13 protein-coding genes and 2 tRNA genes are annotated in these 20037 nt (G+C 65.6%); 8 read left to right on the top strand and 7 right to left on the bottom strand.

The window, feature by feature from the left end:
- Positions 1 to 6 precede the first annotated feature (6 nt).
- Entirely contained in the window at positions 7 to 1380 is a 1374-nt protein-coding gene (locus Ahu01nite_RS50410; protein ID WP_239158897.1) for a hypothetical protein, read from the bottom strand.
- 135 nt (positions 1381 to 1515) lie between these two features.
- On the opposite strand from Ahu01nite_RS50410, the gene Ahu01nite_RS16630 reads away from it, so the two are divergent.
- From Ahu01nite_RS16630 to Ahu01nite_RS16620, 3 genes are all read left to right on the top strand, one after another.
- A complete protein-coding gene (locus Ahu01nite_RS16630) occupies positions 1516 to 3222 on the top strand; it encodes a DUF6119 family protein (RefSeq protein WP_203837428.1) in 1707 nt (568 codons plus the stop codon).
- Positions 3223 to 3512: 290 nt separating this feature from the next.
- The gene (locus Ahu01nite_RS16625; RefSeq protein WP_203837427.1) at positions 3513 to 3989 is read left to right on the top strand and encodes a hypothetical protein; all 477 of its coding nucleotides are present in this window, start codon (positions 3513 to 3515) and stop codon (positions 3987 to 3989) included.
- A 38-nt stretch (positions 3990 to 4027) separates the two neighbouring features.
- A complete protein-coding gene (locus Ahu01nite_RS16620; RefSeq protein WP_203837426.1) occupies positions 4028 to 5068 on the top strand; it encodes a protein kinase domain-containing protein in 1041 nt (346 codons plus the stop codon).
- Between the two features lie 1207 nt (positions 5069 to 6275).
- On the opposite strand, the gene Ahu01nite_RS16615 is transcribed toward Ahu01nite_RS16620, so the two are convergent.
- Positions 6276 to 6351 (bottom strand) — tRNA-Arg (locus Ahu01nite_RS16615).
- Between the two features lie 810 nt (positions 6352 to 7161).
- Between Ahu01nite_RS16615 and Ahu01nite_RS16610 the strand changes: the two genes are divergently transcribed.
- Complete coding sequence (locus Ahu01nite_RS16610) at positions 7162 to 8727, top strand: methionine--tRNA ligase (RefSeq protein ID WP_203837425.1); 1566 nt, start codon at positions 7162 to 7164, stop codon at positions 8725 to 8727.
- Between the two features lie 467 nt (positions 8728 to 9194).
- Here the strand turns inward: Ahu01nite_RS16610 and Ahu01nite_RS16605 are convergent.
- A tRNA-Ser gene (locus Ahu01nite_RS16605) sits at positions 9195 to 9285 on the bottom strand.
- Between the two features lie 796 nt (positions 9286 to 10081).
- Here Ahu01nite_RS16605 and Ahu01nite_RS16600 point away from each other — a divergent pair.
- Complete coding sequence (locus Ahu01nite_RS16600; RefSeq protein WP_203837424.1) at positions 10082 to 11368, top strand: hypothetical protein; 1287 nt, start codon at positions 10082 to 10084, stop codon at positions 11366 to 11368.
- Here Ahu01nite_RS16600 and Ahu01nite_RS16595 read toward each other — a convergent pair.
- Complete coding sequence (locus tag Ahu01nite_RS16595; protein ID WP_203837423.1) at positions 11329 to 12102, bottom strand: CPBP family intramembrane glutamic endopeptidase; 774 nt, start codon at positions 12100 to 12102, stop codon at positions 11329 to 11331. The genes Ahu01nite_RS16600 and Ahu01nite_RS16595 overlap by 40 nt on opposite strands.
- Before the next feature lie 119 nt (positions 12103 to 12221).
- Between Ahu01nite_RS16595 and Ahu01nite_RS16590 the strand changes: the two genes are divergently transcribed.
- A complete protein-coding gene (locus tag Ahu01nite_RS16590; RefSeq protein ID WP_203837422.1) occupies positions 12222 to 13334 on the top strand; it encodes a globin domain-containing protein in 1113 nt (370 codons plus the stop codon).
- Here Ahu01nite_RS16590 and Ahu01nite_RS16585 read toward each other — a convergent pair.
- Positions 13331 to 14902: a peptide deformylase gene (locus Ahu01nite_RS16585; RefSeq protein ID WP_203837421.1), complete on the bottom strand. Its 1572-nt coding sequence runs from the start codon at positions 14900 to 14902 to the stop codon at positions 13331 to 13333. The genes Ahu01nite_RS16590 and Ahu01nite_RS16585 overlap by 4 nt on opposite strands.
- Positions 14903 to 15271: 369 nt before the next feature.
- On the opposite strand from Ahu01nite_RS16585, the gene Ahu01nite_RS16580 reads away from it, so the two are divergent.
- The gene (locus Ahu01nite_RS16580) at positions 15272 to 15991 is read left to right on the top strand and encodes a hypothetical protein (protein WP_203837557.1); all 720 of its coding nucleotides are present in this window, start codon (positions 15272 to 15274) and stop codon (positions 15989 to 15991) included.
- A 36-nt stretch (positions 15992 to 16027) separates the two neighbouring features.
- On the opposite strand, the gene Ahu01nite_RS16575 is transcribed toward Ahu01nite_RS16580, so the two are convergent.
- Positions 16028 to 18010 carry a DUF6311 domain-containing protein gene (locus Ahu01nite_RS16575; RefSeq protein ID WP_203837420.1) on the bottom strand — a complete coding sequence of 661 codons (1983 nt, stop codon included), beginning with the start codon at positions 18008 to 18010 and terminating at the stop codon, positions 16028 to 16030.
- A gap of 265 nt (positions 18011 to 18275) precedes the next feature.
- Here Ahu01nite_RS16575 and Ahu01nite_RS16570 point away from each other — a divergent pair, with 265 nt between their 5' ends.
- Positions 18276 to 18989 (top strand): class I SAM-dependent methyltransferase, encoded by a 714-nt coding sequence (locus Ahu01nite_RS16570; protein WP_203837419.1) that lies wholly within the window; start codon positions 18276 to 18278, stop codon positions 18987 to 18989.
- Positions 18990 to 19378: 389 nt separating this feature from the next.
- Here Ahu01nite_RS16570 and Ahu01nite_RS16565 read toward each other — a convergent pair whose 3' ends face one another.
- Positions 19379 to 19909 (bottom strand): YbhB/YbcL family Raf kinase inhibitor-like protein, encoded by a 531-nt coding sequence (locus Ahu01nite_RS16565; RefSeq protein ID WP_203837418.1) that lies wholly within the window; start codon positions 19907 to 19909, stop codon positions 19379 to 19381.
- Positions 19910 to 20037: the final 128 nt, after the last annotated feature.

Here is a 20037-nt window from a genome sequence, read left to right as displayed (position 1 = left end):
AGATGCTCACTTTCCTTGCAAAGGCGGTGCGAAGGTTCCGTTGGTCAGGCCCTGCACGGCAGTCCAGGTGACTTCCTGCGCCGCGTGCGCGACCGCAGTTGCGGCGGCGTCGAAGGCCATCAGCTCGCGGAACGCATCACCATATCGGCGTTGTTCAGACAGCGGCATGCGTGGCACGCGGGCGCGTTTGACGTCCAGCCGGAAGGTGCCACCCGACGTGCCCGCCGCCTGACGGCGGTTGATCTCCGAGCGGAGGAATCCGGCCAGGAAGTACGAGTCAAGTACGTCAGGTTGGCAGCGCAGGACGGTCGCGCCGGACGTGTCATCGGTCGTCTCACTCGCCACCACCGGTGTGAATTCGCCATGCGCGGCCCGCACCAGCACATCGCCGGCCTCCGCTTTTCCCCGGGAGATGGCGAGTGCCCCGGTACGCATCAGTTCAACGACGGTGACCAGCGGCCACGACGACGCGACCTCGGTTTCTGCCGGCTGGGGTGCTTGCCGTGCAAGCCGGGTGACTAGATCGGTGTAAGAGGCGCGGGCCGCTTCGAGTTGAGGTCTGACGTCCAAGGTTTCACCGACGACGTGCCCGGACGGCACCAAGAGCACATCTTCGTCAAGCAACTCGATCGACGGCACGATCCGGGTGCGCAACTCGTCGGCGTAAACGGCGTCCCAGTCGGCTGCCGAGCTCGGCAGTTCTGCGAGTGGGTGGTCGGATAGGTCGACCATCCGTACCTGGTAGGAGGGCCGTGCGCTCGGTCGGGTTAGCACCCAGATTTGCCACGGGCCGCCGGGTAGCTCAGGCAGGCCGACGACCTGTCGCAGCACGCCTGCGCGGAGCAACTCAACACGGATGCGCCGACCCGACGTGCGCACGGCCGCAGAAAACGGCACGGCTACGACGGCGGTCCCGCCCTCGGTGGTGTACGCGAGGCAGATCTGAACCCAAGCCAGGGCGGCGTCGTTGCGGCCGGGTGGGCCGAACTCTCCCACCGGAGCACCTGCGGGCGGCGCCTCATGCGGTGCAATACACATGACCGCACCGGCACTGCCGAGTCGTTGGTGCGGCAGCTCGGTGGTTCCGCTCCCGGGGTCGAGGATGGCGCAGCCTTCAGGCAACAGCGAGCGGAGCAGCCGCGCGAGGACATCGCCGTCTCTAGGGACCGTGGTGTTTCTGGTGGTGGAGCCGTCGGGGATAGCGCGACCGTTTGCGGTCAGCCATCGCTCGACCTCCTCACGGTCGAAGGTGGGGCTATTAGCCGGTCCACCGACCGGCTGCGGAAAGTCGGCGTGGCGTTTACGCCAGTTCGATACCGCAGCCCGGCCCACATCGGCTAGCCGGGCAATCTCCGCCGCTGTCAGTTCGTCGCTGCTCACCCCGCCACCCGCCCTCATGATCGTGTTCACAGCAGCGTACACACTTGCCGGAATTTGCGGTAGGACCAACTCGGTTTGTGTGAACGAACAATGTGTGTACATTGTTCACAGACACCGAGCCTTAGAGGAGGCACAGTGGAGGACACCCCGCGACTTCAGCAGTTGATGCTGCCGTTCGCACCTCGGCAGGCGACGCCCAAGACGACGGACCGCGCCGCCGAAGTTCATCGCACCACGGTCTACCGCCTGGCCACGCCCGCAAACCGAAACGGCCTGCAGCAGGCACTGAACCGGGACTACCTCGCCGAGAAGAGCTTCGTCGTCGAGGACGTCACGATCGCGGGGTCGCCGGCGCTGCTCGTGCACGGTGTCGTGCCCCGCGAAACCGCCGAGTGGTGCGGTGTTGTCGGCGGGCTGACCGGCGTCGAGGTGGCCATCGGCTACAGCAACGCTGGCGGTGCGATCCTGCTCGTCGTGGACGACACCGTGTACGGGCTCGCCTACGGTCATGTCGGCCGCCACCTCTTCCGCGCCGACCTCGTCGAGCTCGGCTTCGGTATCCACTTCGCCATCCGCAGCATCGACCCCGGCACCGTCAAGGCCCTCCAGCGACGGATCTTCGACGCAAACGGTCGGGTCGATCACAACACGGTGCTCGGCGGCCAGCCGATCCGCGCATTCTCCGTGGAAGCCTGGGGCGAGATCATCGGCCAGATCAAGGGTGCGCTCGCCAACGACTCAGCTCTGTCCGCAAGTCGCCTGCGCCGGCGTCTGCCGACCATCACCGGCGGCGTCTCGTTGCAGGTACCGCTGAACACCGACCCGGCCGGAATGCTCGCCGATCTGCGGGAGATCGGGCGCATCTGCGCCACCGCCTCGCCCGCCCCGGAGCTCGAATTCATTGCCCAGGTGCAGCCGGTCAGGCCCGGACCCCGCACCGAGCGTCTGGACCAGGCGCTCGACGAGCTGCTCGGGCAGGACGACCCGGCTCAGCTCGGACTCTCGCTGCCGTCCGGCCAGGCCGAGTACGCCGCTTCGGCGAACGCCTTCCGCGTCGCTGTCCCCGGATTTCGGCCGGTCAGCGTCGACGACGTCGAACTCGGCGACGTGTTGCGGGTCGTCCGCACCCGCGGTGACGGCAAACGACTCCACGCCCTGAAGACCGGGACGATCGGTATCGAGATCGACGGAGCTGCTGGACCGGTCGAAGTCCCCGCCCACAAGTGGCTTGCCGCCGAGATCCCATCCGGTGCGGCACGCATGATCTACCTCGAAGGGCAGTGGTACGAAATCGGCGAACGCTACCTCGACTTCCTGCACACGGTGATCAACACGCTCCTGACCACGCCGTCCACGGTCACGCTGCCGGCATGGAGCCCGTCGATCCACGAAGAGTCCTACAACAAACTCGCCGCCGCGCAGGCGGGCTACCTCTGCCTGGACCAGAAATTCGTCAAGTCCAAGTTGCACCGACGTGGACAGGGCTTCGAAGCCTGTGACCTGCTCGGCCCGAACAACGAACTGATCCACGTCAAGCGCGCCGACCGCTCGTCGCTCCTCAGCCACCTCTTCGCCCAGGGCATCGTCTCCGCCGAAGCGCTACAGGAAGAGCCTTCCGCGCGTGAGCGATTCGCAGAGCGGGTCCACGCGGTGTCCGGCGGAAGGCGTTCGGTACCGCTCAACTTCACCCCCAAGAAGGTTGTGTACGCGATCGCGCTGAAGTCCGGCGAGCCCGTGACGCCGAAGACGCTGTTCACGTTCGCTCAGGTCGCGATGTACCGGGCGGTGCGGCACCTACGTGCCGCGAACATCGAAGTCGAGATCGTCGCCATCAGTGGATGACGGTTCGGCGGGCATCGGGCAGGAGCGCCCGGCATCGTTCGCCCCGCTAACACCTGACCTTTGTACCTCTTGATCACCTACGGACGAACTTCGAGCATGCCTGCCCCGCGTGCCCCAAAGACCCCCGCAAGCCCTTAAACTACTGGTCGCCGGAATATCGAGATCATCCGCTCTTTACCGGACGACACGACTGGTCCGTCGAGCCAATATGCGATCAACAGGCAAAGATCATTTTGTGAGCAAGTCCGACATGGAGGAAGCTGTACGTCGTGCGGGTTGTAGGAGCAAGCGTGAGGTCCGGGTTCCTCTACTTAGCGACCGTCGAAGGACCGGTCGACGAGGCGGTGCTCGGCAGGCCAATGAAGGTCTGCTCACCCAGGATTCAACCGAACTCTGGGCTGCAAACAACGGAACGCTTTGGCGATCTATATGATCGAGTGACTCAGGAGTTGCGTGCTTCAAGCCCAGAATCAGTCGCAATTCTGGCAACCCGCAAGAATAACCAGTGGTCATATAGTCAAGCGACAGACCGAATCTCGATCACCTCGATCATCCATCTTGCGTGCCACCATCTCGCAATTCCTTGCGAGGAGTTCAAAACAGATCCGGTCGGGCGCATCGTCGGACAACCGGCAGATAAATTGGAAGAAACGCCTTCATTAAAGTACGGCTACACCAAGACGCCCACTTATTGGGCAGCAGGACTTGCGGAAGCCCATGCGGCAACTGCGGCCATCCTGTTCTCCGGCAAGGCGGTGGGTGGATAATGAGCGGCGAGGGCGCCCGTGAGAATGAACGACCCCTGATGCTTCCGTTCGAATGCCTGAAGACTTTCCCTGAAGGCATTAATGAAGTCCGCCTATGGTGGGATAAGTATCTTAAGGTCGAACGAGTCGGCAAGCGCATGGATTTATCAGGAATTGAAAGAGATGGTTCTCTTCCTGAGCCTGCAACCCTTCAAAGCATCAATCACCCTAATATCGTCAACATCCTGGCCGTTGCCAAGATCCCGAGCTATCCGCCACCGCTCGACGTGGTGGAAATCGTCACCCCTTACTTCAAGCGGGGCAGCATTACTGACGCTCTGCTACGTGGTGAGCGATTTAAGGTTTCTGAAGCCGTAGCCATCGGACAGAAAATGCTTTTGGGCCTGTCAGAGCTGCACGACGTGAAACGAATTCTTCACCGTGACGTCAAGAGCGGGAATGTACTTCTCACTGAGGACCACTCGCTCGCAAAAGTCGCCGACCTAGGGATTGCCGCAGAGCTCAATGAGAACGGCTTCGCGCCAAACGCCCAAAACCCGACGCTTTACGCTCCGCCGGAGTTCAATACCGGAAGCTTGACGGTGCGGAGTGATATTTACGGTGCAGGGCTTATCGTGACTGAACTAGTCGCAGGCGTTTTCCCCTATGACGATTACACCTTCAGCTCGAATATCGATAGATTAGCCGAAGGCAAGGCGGCCATCCGAGATTCCGATCTCGGGCTACCCGTTTACGTTCATCGGACTCTCAGGAGGATCATTAGCAAATCTATCGAACATGACCCAGCCAAACGCTACCCGGACGCTCGATCCTTTGCTTCCGCTCTCGCTAAGGCTCCAGTAATCGATTGGGCAGAGACAGACGAGGGGATATGGGAGGCCCCATTTCGGCATCACCCAAGGAAACGCATTAAAATCTCGTCTCTCAAGAAACGAGACGGAACTTACGAATTGACGACTCGGAAATTAACGGCCCTGGCGTGGCGGAAGGTAGGGTCACCCGCACGCGTCCCTTCCCCCACCGCACCGGAAGCACGCCGCATCTTCGACAGCGCAACCGAACTTGCTTCTAAGCGCTGAAGGGCAGAATGGATCGCTGACTGATCCGAGGACGAGACTGATCGCCAGTGGGCGTCAACCTCGGACCGCCGCGCCTCACAGCCTCGCACCCTCGCGTCGTCGCCAGTGCCTATCGCCTCTAGCAAGCCATGGGCAATAAGATCTAGAACCGCGTTTGATAGCACGCCAGGAGAGAATCCTCGCCGAGGATCATGATCCTCGGACAGCAGGCGGTGCATGCACCCCTTCGGCCTACTAGCGCGCAAGAGCTCCTCGGCAAGGGACACGAACGCCCACCGTTGGCGAGGGATGCCGTCTTCCGCGACGAAGATAGCCAGCACGAGCGGCCGCAACGATGGTTGCAGGCCGGAAGTGTGGCTATCCTTGGGCTTGTTCGTCATGGCACCTCCCGACCTCAGGCTTCACGTCATGACTTATCCACAGCTCTACCACGCTGCACCAGTGAGATGAAGCGGCCAGCTTCGCCCGCGTGACGCTATCGTACATAGGTTCGAGAAGCGCCGGTCCTGTCCGTATGTGCACTACCTATGACCCGTACGGTAGCGCCGGGTCTGTTCGAAGCCCAGAGCTTCGACTCACTTGCGACCCTAGTGGGTTCATTTCTGCACCCGTTCGTGCCCGTTTGTCCATTTGATGCATGTGTACAGTCGGTGCCTCCTAGGCAAACGAGCCAGGCCCGGGTTTGCCTACGACTCGACATCCTGACGAGTTGGCCCGCTTTGGCGGCCCGCAGCCGGACTGACTGCATGTACCGGCGAGTCCGCCGGCGGCATTTACCGGCGCCTCGACCTCACCGTCGAAGCATTTGTCCTGCAAGAGCCCTGGTCGGCGCTGTTCACCGACGAAGAAGCTCCAGATCGCCCGTAACTGGCTCGCCGACTACGGCTATCACCCCACTGCAGGACCAAGCCGCTGAGATGATGAAACCGTTACTCCGTCTCAGGACTCGCAGCCCTGCAACACCCCCGCCAACCGATTTTCTTTCCGTCGGACCACCGGGTCGCCCGCTGTCATGCGGCGGCTGGACGACGCCCGACCGCAAGCGCCGTGATCATGGACCGCACCAGGACACCCCGACGCACACGGACGGCAGGCGCCGAATCTGACCGCCCACCGGCGTTATCGGGGGGTTTTCGGGGGACAGTTCAAAACTACATAGACAAAGATGAAGCCCTGACCAGCGTTACCGCTGCTCAGGGCTTTCGTTTGGTGCGCCCGAAGGGACTCGAACCCCTAACCTTCTGATCCGTAGTCAGATGCTCTATCCATTGAGCTACGGGCGCTTACCGAACTACTTTCGAACTTTGCCTGCCCGGCTTGGCCTTCCCGGACCTGCGAGAAACGACTCTAGCATGTCGGCGGAGTCGGGCCGCATGCCGGTTGGGGTCATGGCAGCCTACTGCCGTGTACGTCGGTGATAGTGCCGTTGACCTGCGCGAAGTCGGGGCCGAGTAGGCGGGCGATGACGCCGGTGACCTCGTGGGCGGCCATCAGGGCGGTGGGGCGGGCGGGGCGCTTCGTAGGAGGTCCGTGTAGATCGGGCCGGGCTCACTCGGTCGACTCGGATGCCGTCGGCGAGCGGGTCTGCGGCGAGGTGGGCCAAGGCTTCTTTCGCGGCGCCGTACGCGTGGAGGGGCTGCCGACGGTATGCACCGACGACGTGCTCGCTCAGCACTCGCTCAACGGCTTACGGCAACATGTCGTCCAGGTGGCCCGTAATGGCGGTTCCTGCGGTGGATATCAAAGCGTCCAGGTCGCGGGTATTCCACGTCGGGCGGGGTCGCTCCACCGATTCGCCGACATGGACGTCGACGCTGGCTGTGGTCGGCGACAGCCCCGTTCCTCCTGGTCGGGCGGGCAAGTCGACGCCTAACTTCATTGATCCGTCGACGCGATCGCACGGACCCTGGGGTTGCGAATGAACGCGTTCAACTTTTGACGGGGTGATATCTCCATTGCGCAGTGCGGGAACCCGGGTCACCATGCAGGTGGGATAAAACCGCCGTCGTGCGGCAAGTCAGGAGCTAGAAGAGGGCTCAAGATACGGTTACGCCGGCTCGGCCGGTCCGCATCGGGCGAAGGTCAGGATACAGATGCCCAAAACTTCATTCATCTCCACCACAATTCCCTATGTGAATGCGAAGCCGCACCTCGGTCACGCCCTGGAATACGTCGAGGCGGACAGCTACGCCAGGCACATGGCCCGTTCTGGTGAAGATGTTTTCTTCATGAGCGGATCCGACGAGAACAGCCTGAAGAACGTCATTGCCGCCGAGCGTGCAGGCGTGTCCACAAAGGAGCTCGTCGACAACAATGTCAAGCATTTCGAGGGACTGATCGGCGCCCTTGACCTGCGCGTCGACCACTTTGTACGGACGAGTGTCGACGCCGACCACATCGCCGGCGCCATCGAGTTCTGGCGCCGGATGCAGGCCAACGGCGACATCTATCTACGCGAGTACGAGGGTCTCTACTGCGTCGGCTGCGAGCAGTTCTACTCGGAGGCCGAGCTCGTCGACGGCAAATGCCCGGAGCACTTCACGGTGCCCGATCTGGTCAGCGAGGCCAACTACTTCTTCCGGCTCTCCAAATACCAGGACCGGCTGTTGGAGGCATTGACCAACGGCGAGATCTCCGTGGTGCCCGGCACCCGGCTCAACGAGGTGGTCAGCTTCGTCCGCGGTGGCCTGTCCGACATCAGCATCTCGCGTTCGGTGGGACGCGCCCGCGACTGGGGCATCGCTGTCCCGGAAGACCCCCGTCAGGTGATGTACGTCTGGATCGATGCGCTCACCAACTACGTCAACGGCCTCGGGTTCGTCCGCGACGACGAGCGCTACCGGCGTTACTGGGACGAGGCCGACAAGCGCATCCACGTGGTCGGCAAGGGTGTCACCCGGTTCCACGCGGTCTACTGGCCGGCGATGCTGCTCTCCGCCGGAGTGCCGCTGCCGACCGACATCGTCGTGCACGGCTACATCACCTTCGCCGGACGCAAGATCAGCAAGTCGCTCGGCAACAGCGTGGATCCCCGCGAGCTGATCGACCAGTACGGCCTCAACGCGATCCGGTACATGTTGCTCGCCGATTTCTCACCGTTCAGCGACGGCGACTTCGACGAGGAACGCCTGATCGGCAAATACAACACGGACCTCGCCAACGGTCTCGGAAACCTGGTCAGCCGGGCGACGAGCATGGTGGTCCGCTACCGCGACGGCGTTGTTCCCGCAGGCGGCCCGGCTCTCGAGGCGGAGAAGGTTCTCGCGGATCAGGTCCTGGCATCGGAGACCGCATCCGCGGCAGCGATGGAGAACTACGACCACCGCGAGGCGATGACGCGCATCTGGGATCTGGTGCGGCGCAGCAACGCGTACATCGACGAGCGTTCGCCCTGGCACCTGGCCAAGTCCACCGAGCCTGCCGACGTGCAACTGCTCGACACCACGTTGCAGCACCTGGCCGCCGCGGTTCAGCAGCTCGGCTATCTCATCGGCCCGTTCCTGCCGAGTGCCGGCGCTCGCATCCTGGCAACGTTCGGCATCACCGACAAGGACGTGCCCCCGGCCAAGGACTGGCTGCAGGGCGTCGCGGGCATCAGCGTCACCAAGCCGGAGTCGCTCTTCCCCCGCATCGACGTCAAGCTGGCCGAACCGTCCTGAGCAGTGCGGTACGGCCTCTCAGGCGGATCCCGGCGATCGGTGGGCATGACTGTCTCTTCCCCTCGGGCTCGTCAATCTCAGGCTCGTCAATCTCAGGCTCGTCGATCTCCGGCTCGTCCGTCGCGGTGAGGCGGAGATCAGCTGGCACTGCTCGCTCGTCCTGACGGCCGACCTCGGTGACCTCAACGCGGTCATTGCCGAAGCGGCGCAACGCGATCCGATTCTGAGGATCGAACGTTGTCCTGGATCCGGGAGTCGCAGAGTCATCGCCACCACGCCGGCTGATGTCGATACACCGGCTTCCCCTGCGGCGGCTGTTGCGTTGGCCCACGCGGGGCTGGACGCGATCGGGCTTGCTGATGGTCGCTCGTATGTCGAGATCGCGTTGGGCCGGAACACGCCGCCCGCACCCGGAAATGGCAAAAGCTACATTCGCATGAGCGCGGATGTAGCTTTTTCAGAACGAGCGGAGACTCCGGGATTCGAACCCGGGAGGGGCTATAAAACCCCAACCGCATTAGCAGTGCGGCGCCATAGACCAGACTAGGCGAAGTCTCCCCAGCGGCTTGAAGGCCACCGAGGGTCAAGGATACCGGACCGGGTGACCGAGGTTCAAACTGGTAGGCCCCGCAGCTCGGCATCCGCTCAGGCGGGTGGAATCAGGACTCAGGGGCTAGGCTCGCACGGCATGGAGGAGAACCCGCCGCCGCCTCGCCAGCCGCGCGCCCCGAAGCCGTCCTTCAGCACGCCTGAGCAGCCCGAATCTACCGAGCCGCCCACCCGGACAGCACCCGTCGTGACCTTCCGGCCACCCTCGGATCAGACTCCGCAGAAACCCACCACCCAGGCCCGCCCACCCGCCGCCGCGAAACGGCCCCCCGCCGCCCCAGAGCAGCTGCCCGCCGACCCGGAGCAGCCACCCGCCGACCCGGAGCAGCCGCCCGTTGGCCCGGAGCAGCCGCCCGCCGGCCCGGGACGCTCGCCCGGCGCCCAGGAACGGCAGCCTGTCACCCCGGGGCAGTCGCCAGCCGGCTCGGAACGGCACCCCGGCGGCCAGGGACGGCCGCCCGTCACTCCGGGACAGGCGCCCGCAACTCCAGGTCGGCCGCCTGTGGCCGCGGAACGGCCGCCTGTCGCGCCGGAAGCAGTGACGCCGAGGCCCCGGAAGCGCGCGCCGGCGAAGAAGGCTCCCGTCGTCTCGGCGAAGGCTGCCCCGGTTACCCCGGCGCCGCCCGCTGAGGCCGGAGAAGTCCAGGCGCCTGCGAAGACTCCTGGCAAACCGGCGGCGGACGGTCCGAGTTCCGCTCCGCGGAGGAGCCAGCCGACCAAGAATCAGCCGGCTAAGAATCAGCCCGTGAAGAACCAGCCGGTGAAGAAGGCGGCGCGGGCTCCCAGGGCGGCAGCTTCGGACGGACCCCCGGCCACGGCCCCGGTGGAGCCGGGGGTCGTCTCCCCCGTGGTGGAACCGACCTTGCCGTCCGGTCGTCCCGCTCTGACGGACACCCCGTCCGCCCGCGCTGAGGCCGTCCCCGCCAAGGTCGTCGCACCCGAGACCGCCGCGCCGAAGGTCGCCGCACCCACCCCGGTCGCACCCAAAGCCGCCGCACCCGCCCCGGTCGCGCCCAAAGCGGCCGCACCCGCGGCGGTCGCAACCGAAGCCCTAGAGCCGAAGCCCGTCGCACCCGAGGTTGTCGTGCCCGAAACCGTCGCGCCCAACATTGTCGCGACCAAAGCCGTCGCACCCGAAACAGCCGTCGCACCCGAAACCGTCACACCCGAGGTTGTCGCGACCAAAGCCGTCGCACCCGACGCCGTAGCAACCAAAGCCGCCCCCGCCGAAGCTGTCGCATCCGAGACGGTCGCACCCGAAGGCCTCGCGCCTGAGACCGCCGGGCTCAAGGCCGCCGCGCCTGAGACCGCCGGGCTCAAGGCCGCCGCGCCTGAGACCGCCGCACTCAAGACCGCCGCGCCTGAGACCGCCGCGCGTTTGGGTGGGGGTCGGGAGCGTACTGAGGCGTGGGCTCGGATATTGGCTGATCCTGGGCATTCGCCGGAGTTGCTGGCGTTGGCGGCGGTGCAGGCGATCGGGCCTCGGGCTGGGGCTTGGGCTCGGCAGGTTCGGGGGGCTTATCCGACTGCGACGGCGGATGCGGTTGCTCGGTTGGCCGTTCGGCAGTTCACCAGGTTTGGCAGTGTGACCGGGGTCTTTGCCGCGGTTGCCGGGTCCTATGCGCCGCTCGCTCTGTTGGGTGCCTCGGCGCTGACCCATGCCGAGCTCTCCCTGCACGTGGCTGCCGCCTACGGGTTGGATCCCGCTGACGAGGATCGGGCCGTGGATCTGCTGTTGCTCAGCAAGGTGCATCCCAGCCGGGAGGATGCCGTGTCCGCTCTGGGTGCGGCCCGGGAGTACACGTATGAGAACACCGGGCTCACCGATGCGGTGTGGCGGCTTGGGCGGATGGTCAGTGCGCAGGCCGGTGGGTGGGCTGCGCTGCGGGTCGTCAATCGGTTCTTTCCGGGGACGAGTCTGCTGGCTGCGACGTTGAGCAGCCGGGTCGCGGCGCGTACGAGTGCTGCGCGGGCGACGGAGTTCTATCGGGGCTACAGCCAGTTGAGCCAGCTCGGTGGGAGCAGGGTGTAGCCGACGAAGGCGGCGATGTCGAGGATGCTGTGGGCCACGATCAGTGGCATCACGCGGCCCTTCTTGAGGAAGAAGAGCGAGAAGATGACGCCCATGACCGCGTTGCCGACGAAGGCGCCGAAGCCCTGGTAGAGGTGGTAGGAGCCGCGTAGGACCGCGCTGGCGCCGACGATCCACCACAGCTGCCAGCCGAGGTTCTTCAGGCGGGTCACGAGGTAGCCGACCACGATGACCTCTTCGAGGACGGCGTTCTGGATCGCGGAGAGGATCAGGACCGGGATGGCCCACCAGACCGGGTTCAGTGCTGCGGGGATGATCTGTGCGTTGAGGCCGAGCTTCGCGGCCGCGTACACAAGAAGGAGGCCGGGGATGCCGATGCCGGCGGCAAGCGACGTGCCCCAGCCAAGGTCGGAACCAGGTTTGCGGAAGTCGATGCCGAGCGTTCGTCCTGGCTCGAGGCGGTCGCGGGTCAGCAGGTAGAGGGCCAGGAGCACCGGCACGAGGGCGAAGAGGATGCCGAGCAGCTGGTAGGTCAGGTCGAGGTAGGGGCGCACCGACTGCGAGGGGTTCAGTGTCGCCGTCTGTTGGGACAGAGGCCGGCCCGCGGTCAGTTTTGCCACCAGGGAGACGACCGCGTAGACCGCCGACTGGCCGAGCGAGAGCAGCAGCACGATGGCGATCTCCCAGCCGAGCTGGCGCCTGGTTGCCACTGGGCGATCTTGGGTCACCGTCACGCGACAACTTTAGGCCGCCGGCTGTCGGTCAAGCGACGCGCCGGTAGTCAGCAATTGTGCGACGAGAGTCGCACGTTCGGTGCGATGCGTAACCTTTGGCGCTCACCACCCTAGGGGGCATGGGAGACCTCGCACGCTTGCTCAAGGAGAGTTGGAGCCTCGTCGAGGAGCACCAGGACAAGGTCGCCGGGTATTTCTATGCCCGCGTCTTCCTGTCGGATCCCGATCTGCGGGACCTCTTCCCGGTCCACATGGATGTGCAGCGCTCACGGCTGCTCGGGGCGATCGTCACGGCGGTGCAGACCCTGGAGGACCCGGAGCGGTTCGACAGCTACCTGCGGGGGCTGGGTCGTGATCATCGAAAGTTTCACGTGGAACCAGAGCATTACGAGCTCATCGGTGGCGCCTTGATCGAGGCGATGCGGCATTACGCCGGGGAGCAATGGGGCGTCGAGTACGACCAGGCATGGGCCGACGCGTACGCGGTGATCGCAGCGAAGATGATGGCCGGCGCCGAGGCAGACACCAACCCGCCCTACTGGTACGCCGAAGTCACCGCCCACGAACGCAGGGCCCACGACATCGCGGTCTTCACGGCGATGCCCATGCAGCCGCTCGAGTACCGCGCCGGGCAGTACCTGAGCATGGAGTGCCCCCGTTTCCAGCCGCGACTGTGGCGCACCTACTCACCGGCCAACGCGCCGCGCCGGGACAACTCGCTGGAGTTCCACGTGCGGGCGGTGGGGGCCGGCTGGGTCTCGAGTGCGCTGGTCCGGCGGCTGGAGGTGGGGGACATGATCCGCCTCGCGGCGCCGATGGGCTCGATGAACCTGGATCGGCGCTCGACCCGGGACGCGGTGTTCGTGGCGGGCGGCACCGGGCTCGCCCCGATCAAGTCACTCCTGGAGGAGCTGACGCGCTATAACCGTACGCGCTGGGTGCATGTCTTCTTCGGTGCCAAGAACCGCGACGACCTGTACGACCTGGCCGAACTCAACCGCCTCGCCGCCCGCTACCCGTGGCTGTCGGTGGTCACGGCGTGCAGCGACGACCCGACGTTCTCCGGGGAGCAGGGCAACATCTCCGAAGTGGTCGCCCGATACGGCCCGTGGAACGAGCACGACTTCTTCGTCTCGGGCTCCGGCCGGATGGTCAAGGCGACCCTGAAGACGCTCGCGGAGCTCCAGGTCCCCTCGATCCGCATACGGTACGACGCGTTCAACCAGACCTAATAGCTCCAGGGGCGGCCGGTCTGGCCGTACTCCTCGACCGGGACCAGCGCCGCGTCCGGGGCCATGCGGTCCACGTAGAGGCGCCCCTCGAGGTGGTCGATCTCATGGCTGACCAGGCGGGCCATGGCGCGCTCGAACGATGTGATCATCCGGGTGCCGTCGTAGCGGGCGTGCTCCACGTCGACGCGCAGCGGCCGGAGGACCAGTCCGCGGTAGTCGAAGAAGGACAGGCAGCCTTCGTACTGCTCGTCGGTCTCGCCCGACTCGTCGACGACGCGAGGGTTGAGCAGGACAACAGGCTCGGCACCGCGCTCGGCCGGGCGCACGATTGCCGCGGCGACCGCGAGGCCGATCTGCGGGGCGGAGAGTCCGACGCCCTTGCTGAAGTCGTGCACGGCCTCCAGCCGGTCCAGGGTGCTGCGCAGGACGGCGACGGCGTCCCGGGCGCCGAGCTCCTCGCGGGGTAGCTGGAAGTGACGAGCGCGCTGACGCAGCAGGTCCGCGCCGCGCTGCACGATGCCGATTCCGCGCATCCGCTGACTCGCCCTCAGCTCGTGACCGCCGTCGTGATCGTGGTCGTGGTCGTGGCCGTTCAGCTCCGGTTTGGGGGCTCCCTCGTCGCCACTGCGAGGTGCGTTCTGCCCGCGGAACCGCCACTCGAGGCGGTATCGGGCGTTGAGCAGCGGGGCGTCGGTCGACCACTCGAAGACCGCGCGGTGATCGTCGTTGTGGCGCTCGAGGGGCGTACGCACGGGGACCTCGGCGGCGAGCGAGGTCTCGACGCCCCAGACCTGCGGCTCGAACTCGACGGGGAAGTCGAGCCGGACGGTCAGGTTGCGGGTGGGGAGGCGTACGGCGCGCTGGAACCACTGCCCCCATTTCTCCTCGCCCACCGAATACGCGTAGTCGATGGTCGTCCGTTCCCCCGGGTAGAGGGGGAACTGCCCGTGGTCGTTCGCGAAGAGCAGCCAGACCTCCTTGGAGGCGTCCCGGTCGAGCTTGAGCCGCCACTGCATCGGCTCCGCGGCGTCGCCCTCGCCCGCGACCGCCTTCAGGTCCATCTCCTCGAAGCTGAGCGGGTGCCGCCGGTGGTGCCGGTTGGAGCCCGCGGGGTCGTGCGGGTAGCGGTCCACCGCGATCTTGACCAGGTAGCGGGTGACCGGTTCGACGCCGGCGTTGTAGAGAGCCCGGCGGATCCGGCAGCGATAGGCGCCGTTGACATAGGTGAGCTCGGCGATCTCCTGCTCGACGATGAGACCGGTGCCCGGCGGCATCCACTGGACCGGCACCGGAGGGTCACGGTGCAGCACCGGGCCACGGGCGTGCCGAAGCTCGTCGTACTCCTGGAATCTCTGCCAGATGACGCCACCGGCGGCCAGAACGGCCTCCGCTCGCCGGGCGAAGTCCTCGGTCGGCTTGTGCCTGCGCCCTTCGACATGGCTGACGTAGGAGGGGTCGAAACCCATGCGGGCGGCGAGCTGCTTCTTCGTCATTCCGCGCTCGACCCGCCACTGAGCGAGCGCCGTCACGAACTGGTCGGCGGCCCTCTCGACGGGCGAGGTGGTCATCACGGATGTCCCCTTTGCGACAGGAAACTCAGTGTCCATGTCTTCGGGCGTCCGGATGGGTCTTGTAGCGCGTTGCCGACAGACCCCTTGACGAATCCGATCGGCAGGCAGCGCTGCGTTAGGTCACCCTTGCTGGGGGTATTTGTTCCGAACACCCCGCAAACGCTCTGTCGCTGGGCATGGTTAGGCTAGCCTTAGAGGAGTACGGTGGGTCACCTCAGCGGTCGCCCGCTGACCGGTCCTGTGTGAGGCATACCAGCAGCGAGAGGTTGGTGATCATCGGTGACAATCGCGCTCGATCGTGCACTGGCCGATCACTCCGCGTATGCCACGCAGCCCCTCGCGCCCGTCACCGCCACTCTGCGTGCAATGTTCGGCACCTCGACCGAGCTGCCCGGCCTCGCACCCGATCTTGTGGTGCGGGACACCGCCGGATGGATTCCCACGGCCGATCTCGCCGCCGGTTCGCTCGACACGTTGCTGACCTCGTCGGGCCGGCGCTGGCAGGCACAGCCGCACGCCGCCGCGGCGCTGGCATGGAAGGCGTACACCTATTGGCTCGCTCTTCCGGCGGTTCTGGGGTGGGCCTCGGCCCGCCGGGTGCCGTTGCTGACCGGCACGAGCGCGCTGATGCACTTCAACGACCCGCGTCCGCTGATCACTCTCGGCATGCATCCGGACATCACCGTCGCGGTCCTGCCGTCGGACACCCTGGCCGTCAGCGGCCTGCCTCAGGTGCGCGTCGTCGCCGACGAAGCCGCTCTGCTGGAGGAGCTCCGCCGCTCACTGCTCGACGAGCACCTGACGCCGATCCTGGACGCGATCCACGGCAGGGTCCGGCTGGGCAAGCGCACGCTGCTCGGCTCGCTGGCCTCGGGCATCGCCTACGCGGTGCTGCGGTCGGCCGACGTGATGGCGGGATCGTCGGCCGAGAACATCGCCACCCTGCTGACCGCCCTGGGCGTCGAGGACCTGATCGAGCTGGTCCCCAACCGCACCGGCCGGCTCGAGGTCCAGCGCAAGACATGCTGCCTGGCCTTCACCCTGCCGAAGCCCAAGGTCTGCGTCGGCTGCTGCATCAAGCAGTAAAGCCCCTCTTCAGCCCCTCTTGGGCGCAGCTTCAAGCTATTTCAGCGTCGCCGACGGGTCGTCGACCAGGTTGCGCACATCCCAGATCCACGCGCCGCCGGTCCAGGTCGGTTGGAAGCCGAGAAGGTCGGTCATCGCCCGCAGCATCTCGATGTCACGCACCTGCGGGGTGAGCACGACGACGCCGGCCTTCCAGTAGCGCAGGTCCGCGAGGGTCATCTCGCGCCGGGTGTCGGTGATCTCCGGCGTCGGGTTGCCCTGCTTGATCGACGTCATCAGGCCGGACGTCGGCCGCCACGGCGGCGCGAAGAGCGCGGACTTGTCGGTCGGGTCGAGCGGGTTCTGGTTGGGCAGCAGCGCGTACGCACTGGCGATCCGCATGTCCTGCCCGGTATACGCACTCCAGCGCATCGGATCAGGGTAGGAGCTGTCCGGCAGCGGCAGCGTGACCACAGTGTGGTTCTCGTCGGCGTATTGCCGCCAGGCGCCTGAAGTGACGAAGTCGGGCACAGGGTCCATCTGCACAGTCGGCAGAGGGGTCGGCGCGAGCGGCACGAGCGCCATTGCCACCGCAGTGACCATCGCCACTCTGACCGGGCCACGCGCCGACGGCTGCGCCTTCATCAGCTCGGAGGCCTTCTGGCAGCCGAGCGCCAGCACGATCGCGATCATCGGCGCTATCGCTAGGGCCCAGCGGGTGGGAACGGCCGAGTTGAGCACCGGGACGCTGTGCAGCATCGACCAGATGCCCGCGACGCCGGTGTCGACGCCGTTGACCCGGATGGTCGGGCCGAGCGACATCGCGCCGAAGAACAACGCAATGCAGGCCAGCGCGACGACGGCCACACTGCGGCGCATCCACACCACCAGGCCGAAGAACAGAATGACCAATCCCCAACCGAAGAACGCATTCTCCTCGGCGGCATTCTGGGCGAGGCGACTCGCGGTCACACTGTTTCCGGCGATCGAGCGCTGGGCGTACGCAGTGAAGGCGCCGAGGTCCGCCCCGAAGTACCGGACGAACTCGGGAAGCCCGTGATAGCTCTGCGGCCCGAAGAACTGCACGTAGAGCGGATAGGCCAGCAGCGTGAGCGCGACGGACGCGGCGACACCGAGCCCGCGCAGGAACGCCTTGATCTCACCGGGCTCGCGGCGCCGCCTGCTGATGGCCAGCACCGCACAGAAGATGCCCAGGCCAACGGCGGTCATGAAGAGGATCTCGAGGTTGATGAACGCCTGCCAGACGAGCAGGCCCGCGAGGATCAGCCCGTTGCGCACGGCGCGACCGGCACGGCGCAGCTCGAGCACACGCCAGATGATCAGCGGCACGAGGAACTGGGAAACGATGTTCGGGTGGCCACCGGCGTGCGAAATCATGCTCGGCGCGAACGTCGCGAACAGCGCACCGACCCAGGCGGCCAGCCGTGACGAGACGAACTGACGCGAGAGAACCAAATACCATGAGATACCGGTGAACGACAACGCCAAAGTGAGAAAGGCGTTGAACGCCACATGCGGCCCGAAGAGGACAGTGATGGGCGTCATCGGCAGCGAAACGGCCAGCACCGAGGTGTTGGCCATCATGTTCACCCCATCGGGGTAATTCATGCGATCCGAGAAGAACGGATAAGCGCCATCAGTGAGCACGCGCGCACCGTGCGCCAGCATCCACTCAAAAAATGCTTGGTCCTGCGGATCATCGCGCAACTCATGATCAAGATTGAGCCACAACGGAGCCGTGATGAAGAGCGCTACCGCAATGAAGGTGGTAATCGCGAGAGCGTCTCGCCAGGTGAGAGAACGCCACCAGCGCGGCCGTGGTGCCGGCTCCCCGAACTCCTCGGCAACCGCCTCATCAGCGGGTATGCCCACGGGTATGACAGAGATGGGCGCCGCGGCTACATCGCTTTCGAACGCCAGCAGCTCGGCATCCAGGTCATCGGCGGCGGCAGTCCGTTCCGGAGGCAGAAGGTTCCCGCCCGGCGACTGGCCTGTCGAGTCAATACCCGTAATCGTCATAGCATCGGCGAGCCTAACCGAGGCAGGTAACGGAGCAGTGACGGCCGGGCTAGGCGTGATCGACCCGATATGTACGCACGTTTTACCTTCGCTTGACGCGCGTCGTGCATGATGGGTAACGGGACTGGGTACCCAGGGGCCAATGTCTCAATCAGGAAAAAAATGAGCGGGTACCCGCCGCTCAACTTTCGGTTGCGTGCGCCGGATGGTTAACTCTTCCGGTCCCGCTGTCAGCTCGGATCGGCAAGACGAGGGAACTCAACTTATGGCAGACATCACTGGAGACCAGAGGGTCCAGTCCGAAGTGCTCGAAGGCCTCGCAACGGCCGTGAACCACCGCCAGTGGTTCGTCGAGCTGGCCCTCCCGTACCTGGGAGACAACCCGATCGAGATCGGCTCCGGTCTCGGTGACTACGCCTTGGCCTGGGCAGATCACGTCCCGCACTTCACCGCCACCGAGGCGGACCCGGATCGGCTCGTGCAGCTCAAGGAGCGCCTGGCCGATCACACGAACATCGATGTGCGGCAGATGCTGCTCCCGGCGCCGGACGCTGCCGGCGAATACAGCGCGGCCGTGTCCTACAACGTCCTCGAGCACATCGAGGATCACGTCGGGGCGCTGCGCAGCATGGCCGAGCTGGTGCGCCCGGGTGGCCGGGTCATCCTGATCGTCCCCGCGTTCATGTTCGCCATGAGCCACGTCGACATCGCGACCGGGCACATCCGCCGCTACACCAAGAAGACGATGCGCGCCGCCATGACCGAGGCGGGCCTGACCATCGAGAAGCTGCACTACGCGAACGCACTGGGCCTCATCGGCTACTACAGCGCGACGAGCATCTTCAAGCTGGCCCCGAAAGAGGGCCCGATGATCAAGGTCTACGACAGCCTCGTCCTGCCGGTGACCAAGGCCGCCGAGAGCATCGTGCGCCCGCCGTTCGGCCAGTCGGTCTTCGTCGTCGCGAAGGTCCCGGGCTGACAACAGACGCGTAGCCGGCTCTGCCGGCCACCGCGAGGGGAGCGAGCGACCGGTTCAGCCGGTGACTCGCGAGGGGTAACACAGTAGGAAACGAAGCCCGCCGGGTGACCTGGCGGGCTTCGTATTGCAGGCAGGGCGCGCCGATCGGCGCGTTTCCGTAAGCCCGGCACGAGCCGACAGCACCGGGACGGATCTGGCGGGTACGGCGAGCCGAGACGAGGTCCAGGTTTCGTCTCGCAAGTGGCACAGAGGCGCGGATACAACACCGGTATCCACACCTCTGTGCCACTTGCGAGACGGAAGCTGGGCCCGTCGCAGGCCGCCGTACCCGCCAGATCCGTCCCGAGCCCGCCGAGGAGACCGGCGGGCTTTGTCGTGTGTGCGGTTCTTCAGGACTTGTTCTGGTAGACCGGCCGGATGGTCGCGCGGGCCAGGGTGTGGAACGCCAGGTTGAACCCGACGTACGCGGGCGTCGCGTCCTCGCCCACCTCCAGACGGTCGACGTCGAGGGCGTGCACCGCGAAGACGTACCGGTGGGGGCGGTCCCCGGGCGGCGGGGCGGCGCCGCCGTAGCCGTTCTCACCGAAGTCGGTGCGGATGGTGAAGGCGCCCTCCGGCAGCGGGTCCACGCCGCGGGGGAGCTCGGTCACCGAGACCGGCAGGTTCACCACGACCCAGTGCCAGAAGCCACTGCCGGTCGGGGCGTCCGGGTCGAAGCAGGTCACCACGAAGCCCCGGGTCGCGGCGGGAAAGCCGGACCAGGCGAGCTGCGGGGAGAGATTCTTACCGCCGGCGCTGGTGTGCGTGTACAACTCGTCGAGACGCTGGCCGTCGGTCACATCCGTGCTGGTCACCGTGAACGAAGGCACGGGCGGCAGAATGTCGTACGGATCGGGGGCTTCGGGCCGTTCCAAGCTCATGGCTGTTTTGTCCCTTCATCACGTGCTTTGCTCCCAGTAGAGCTTGCCCTGAGAATTCCGACCGTAACCACGTGAGGTGTCGCACAGCTTTCGGCTGGAACACGTCTTCGGAGGAAACGCACAGCCGG

The organism is Winogradskya humida (genome assembly GCF_016862215.1).
Lineage (GTDB): Bacteria > Actinomycetota > Actinomycetes > Mycobacteriales > Micromonosporaceae > Actinoplanes > Actinoplanes humidus.
Note: the sequence above shows the minus strand (reverse complement) of the source record. Positions and strands in the feature narration are given on the sequence as shown.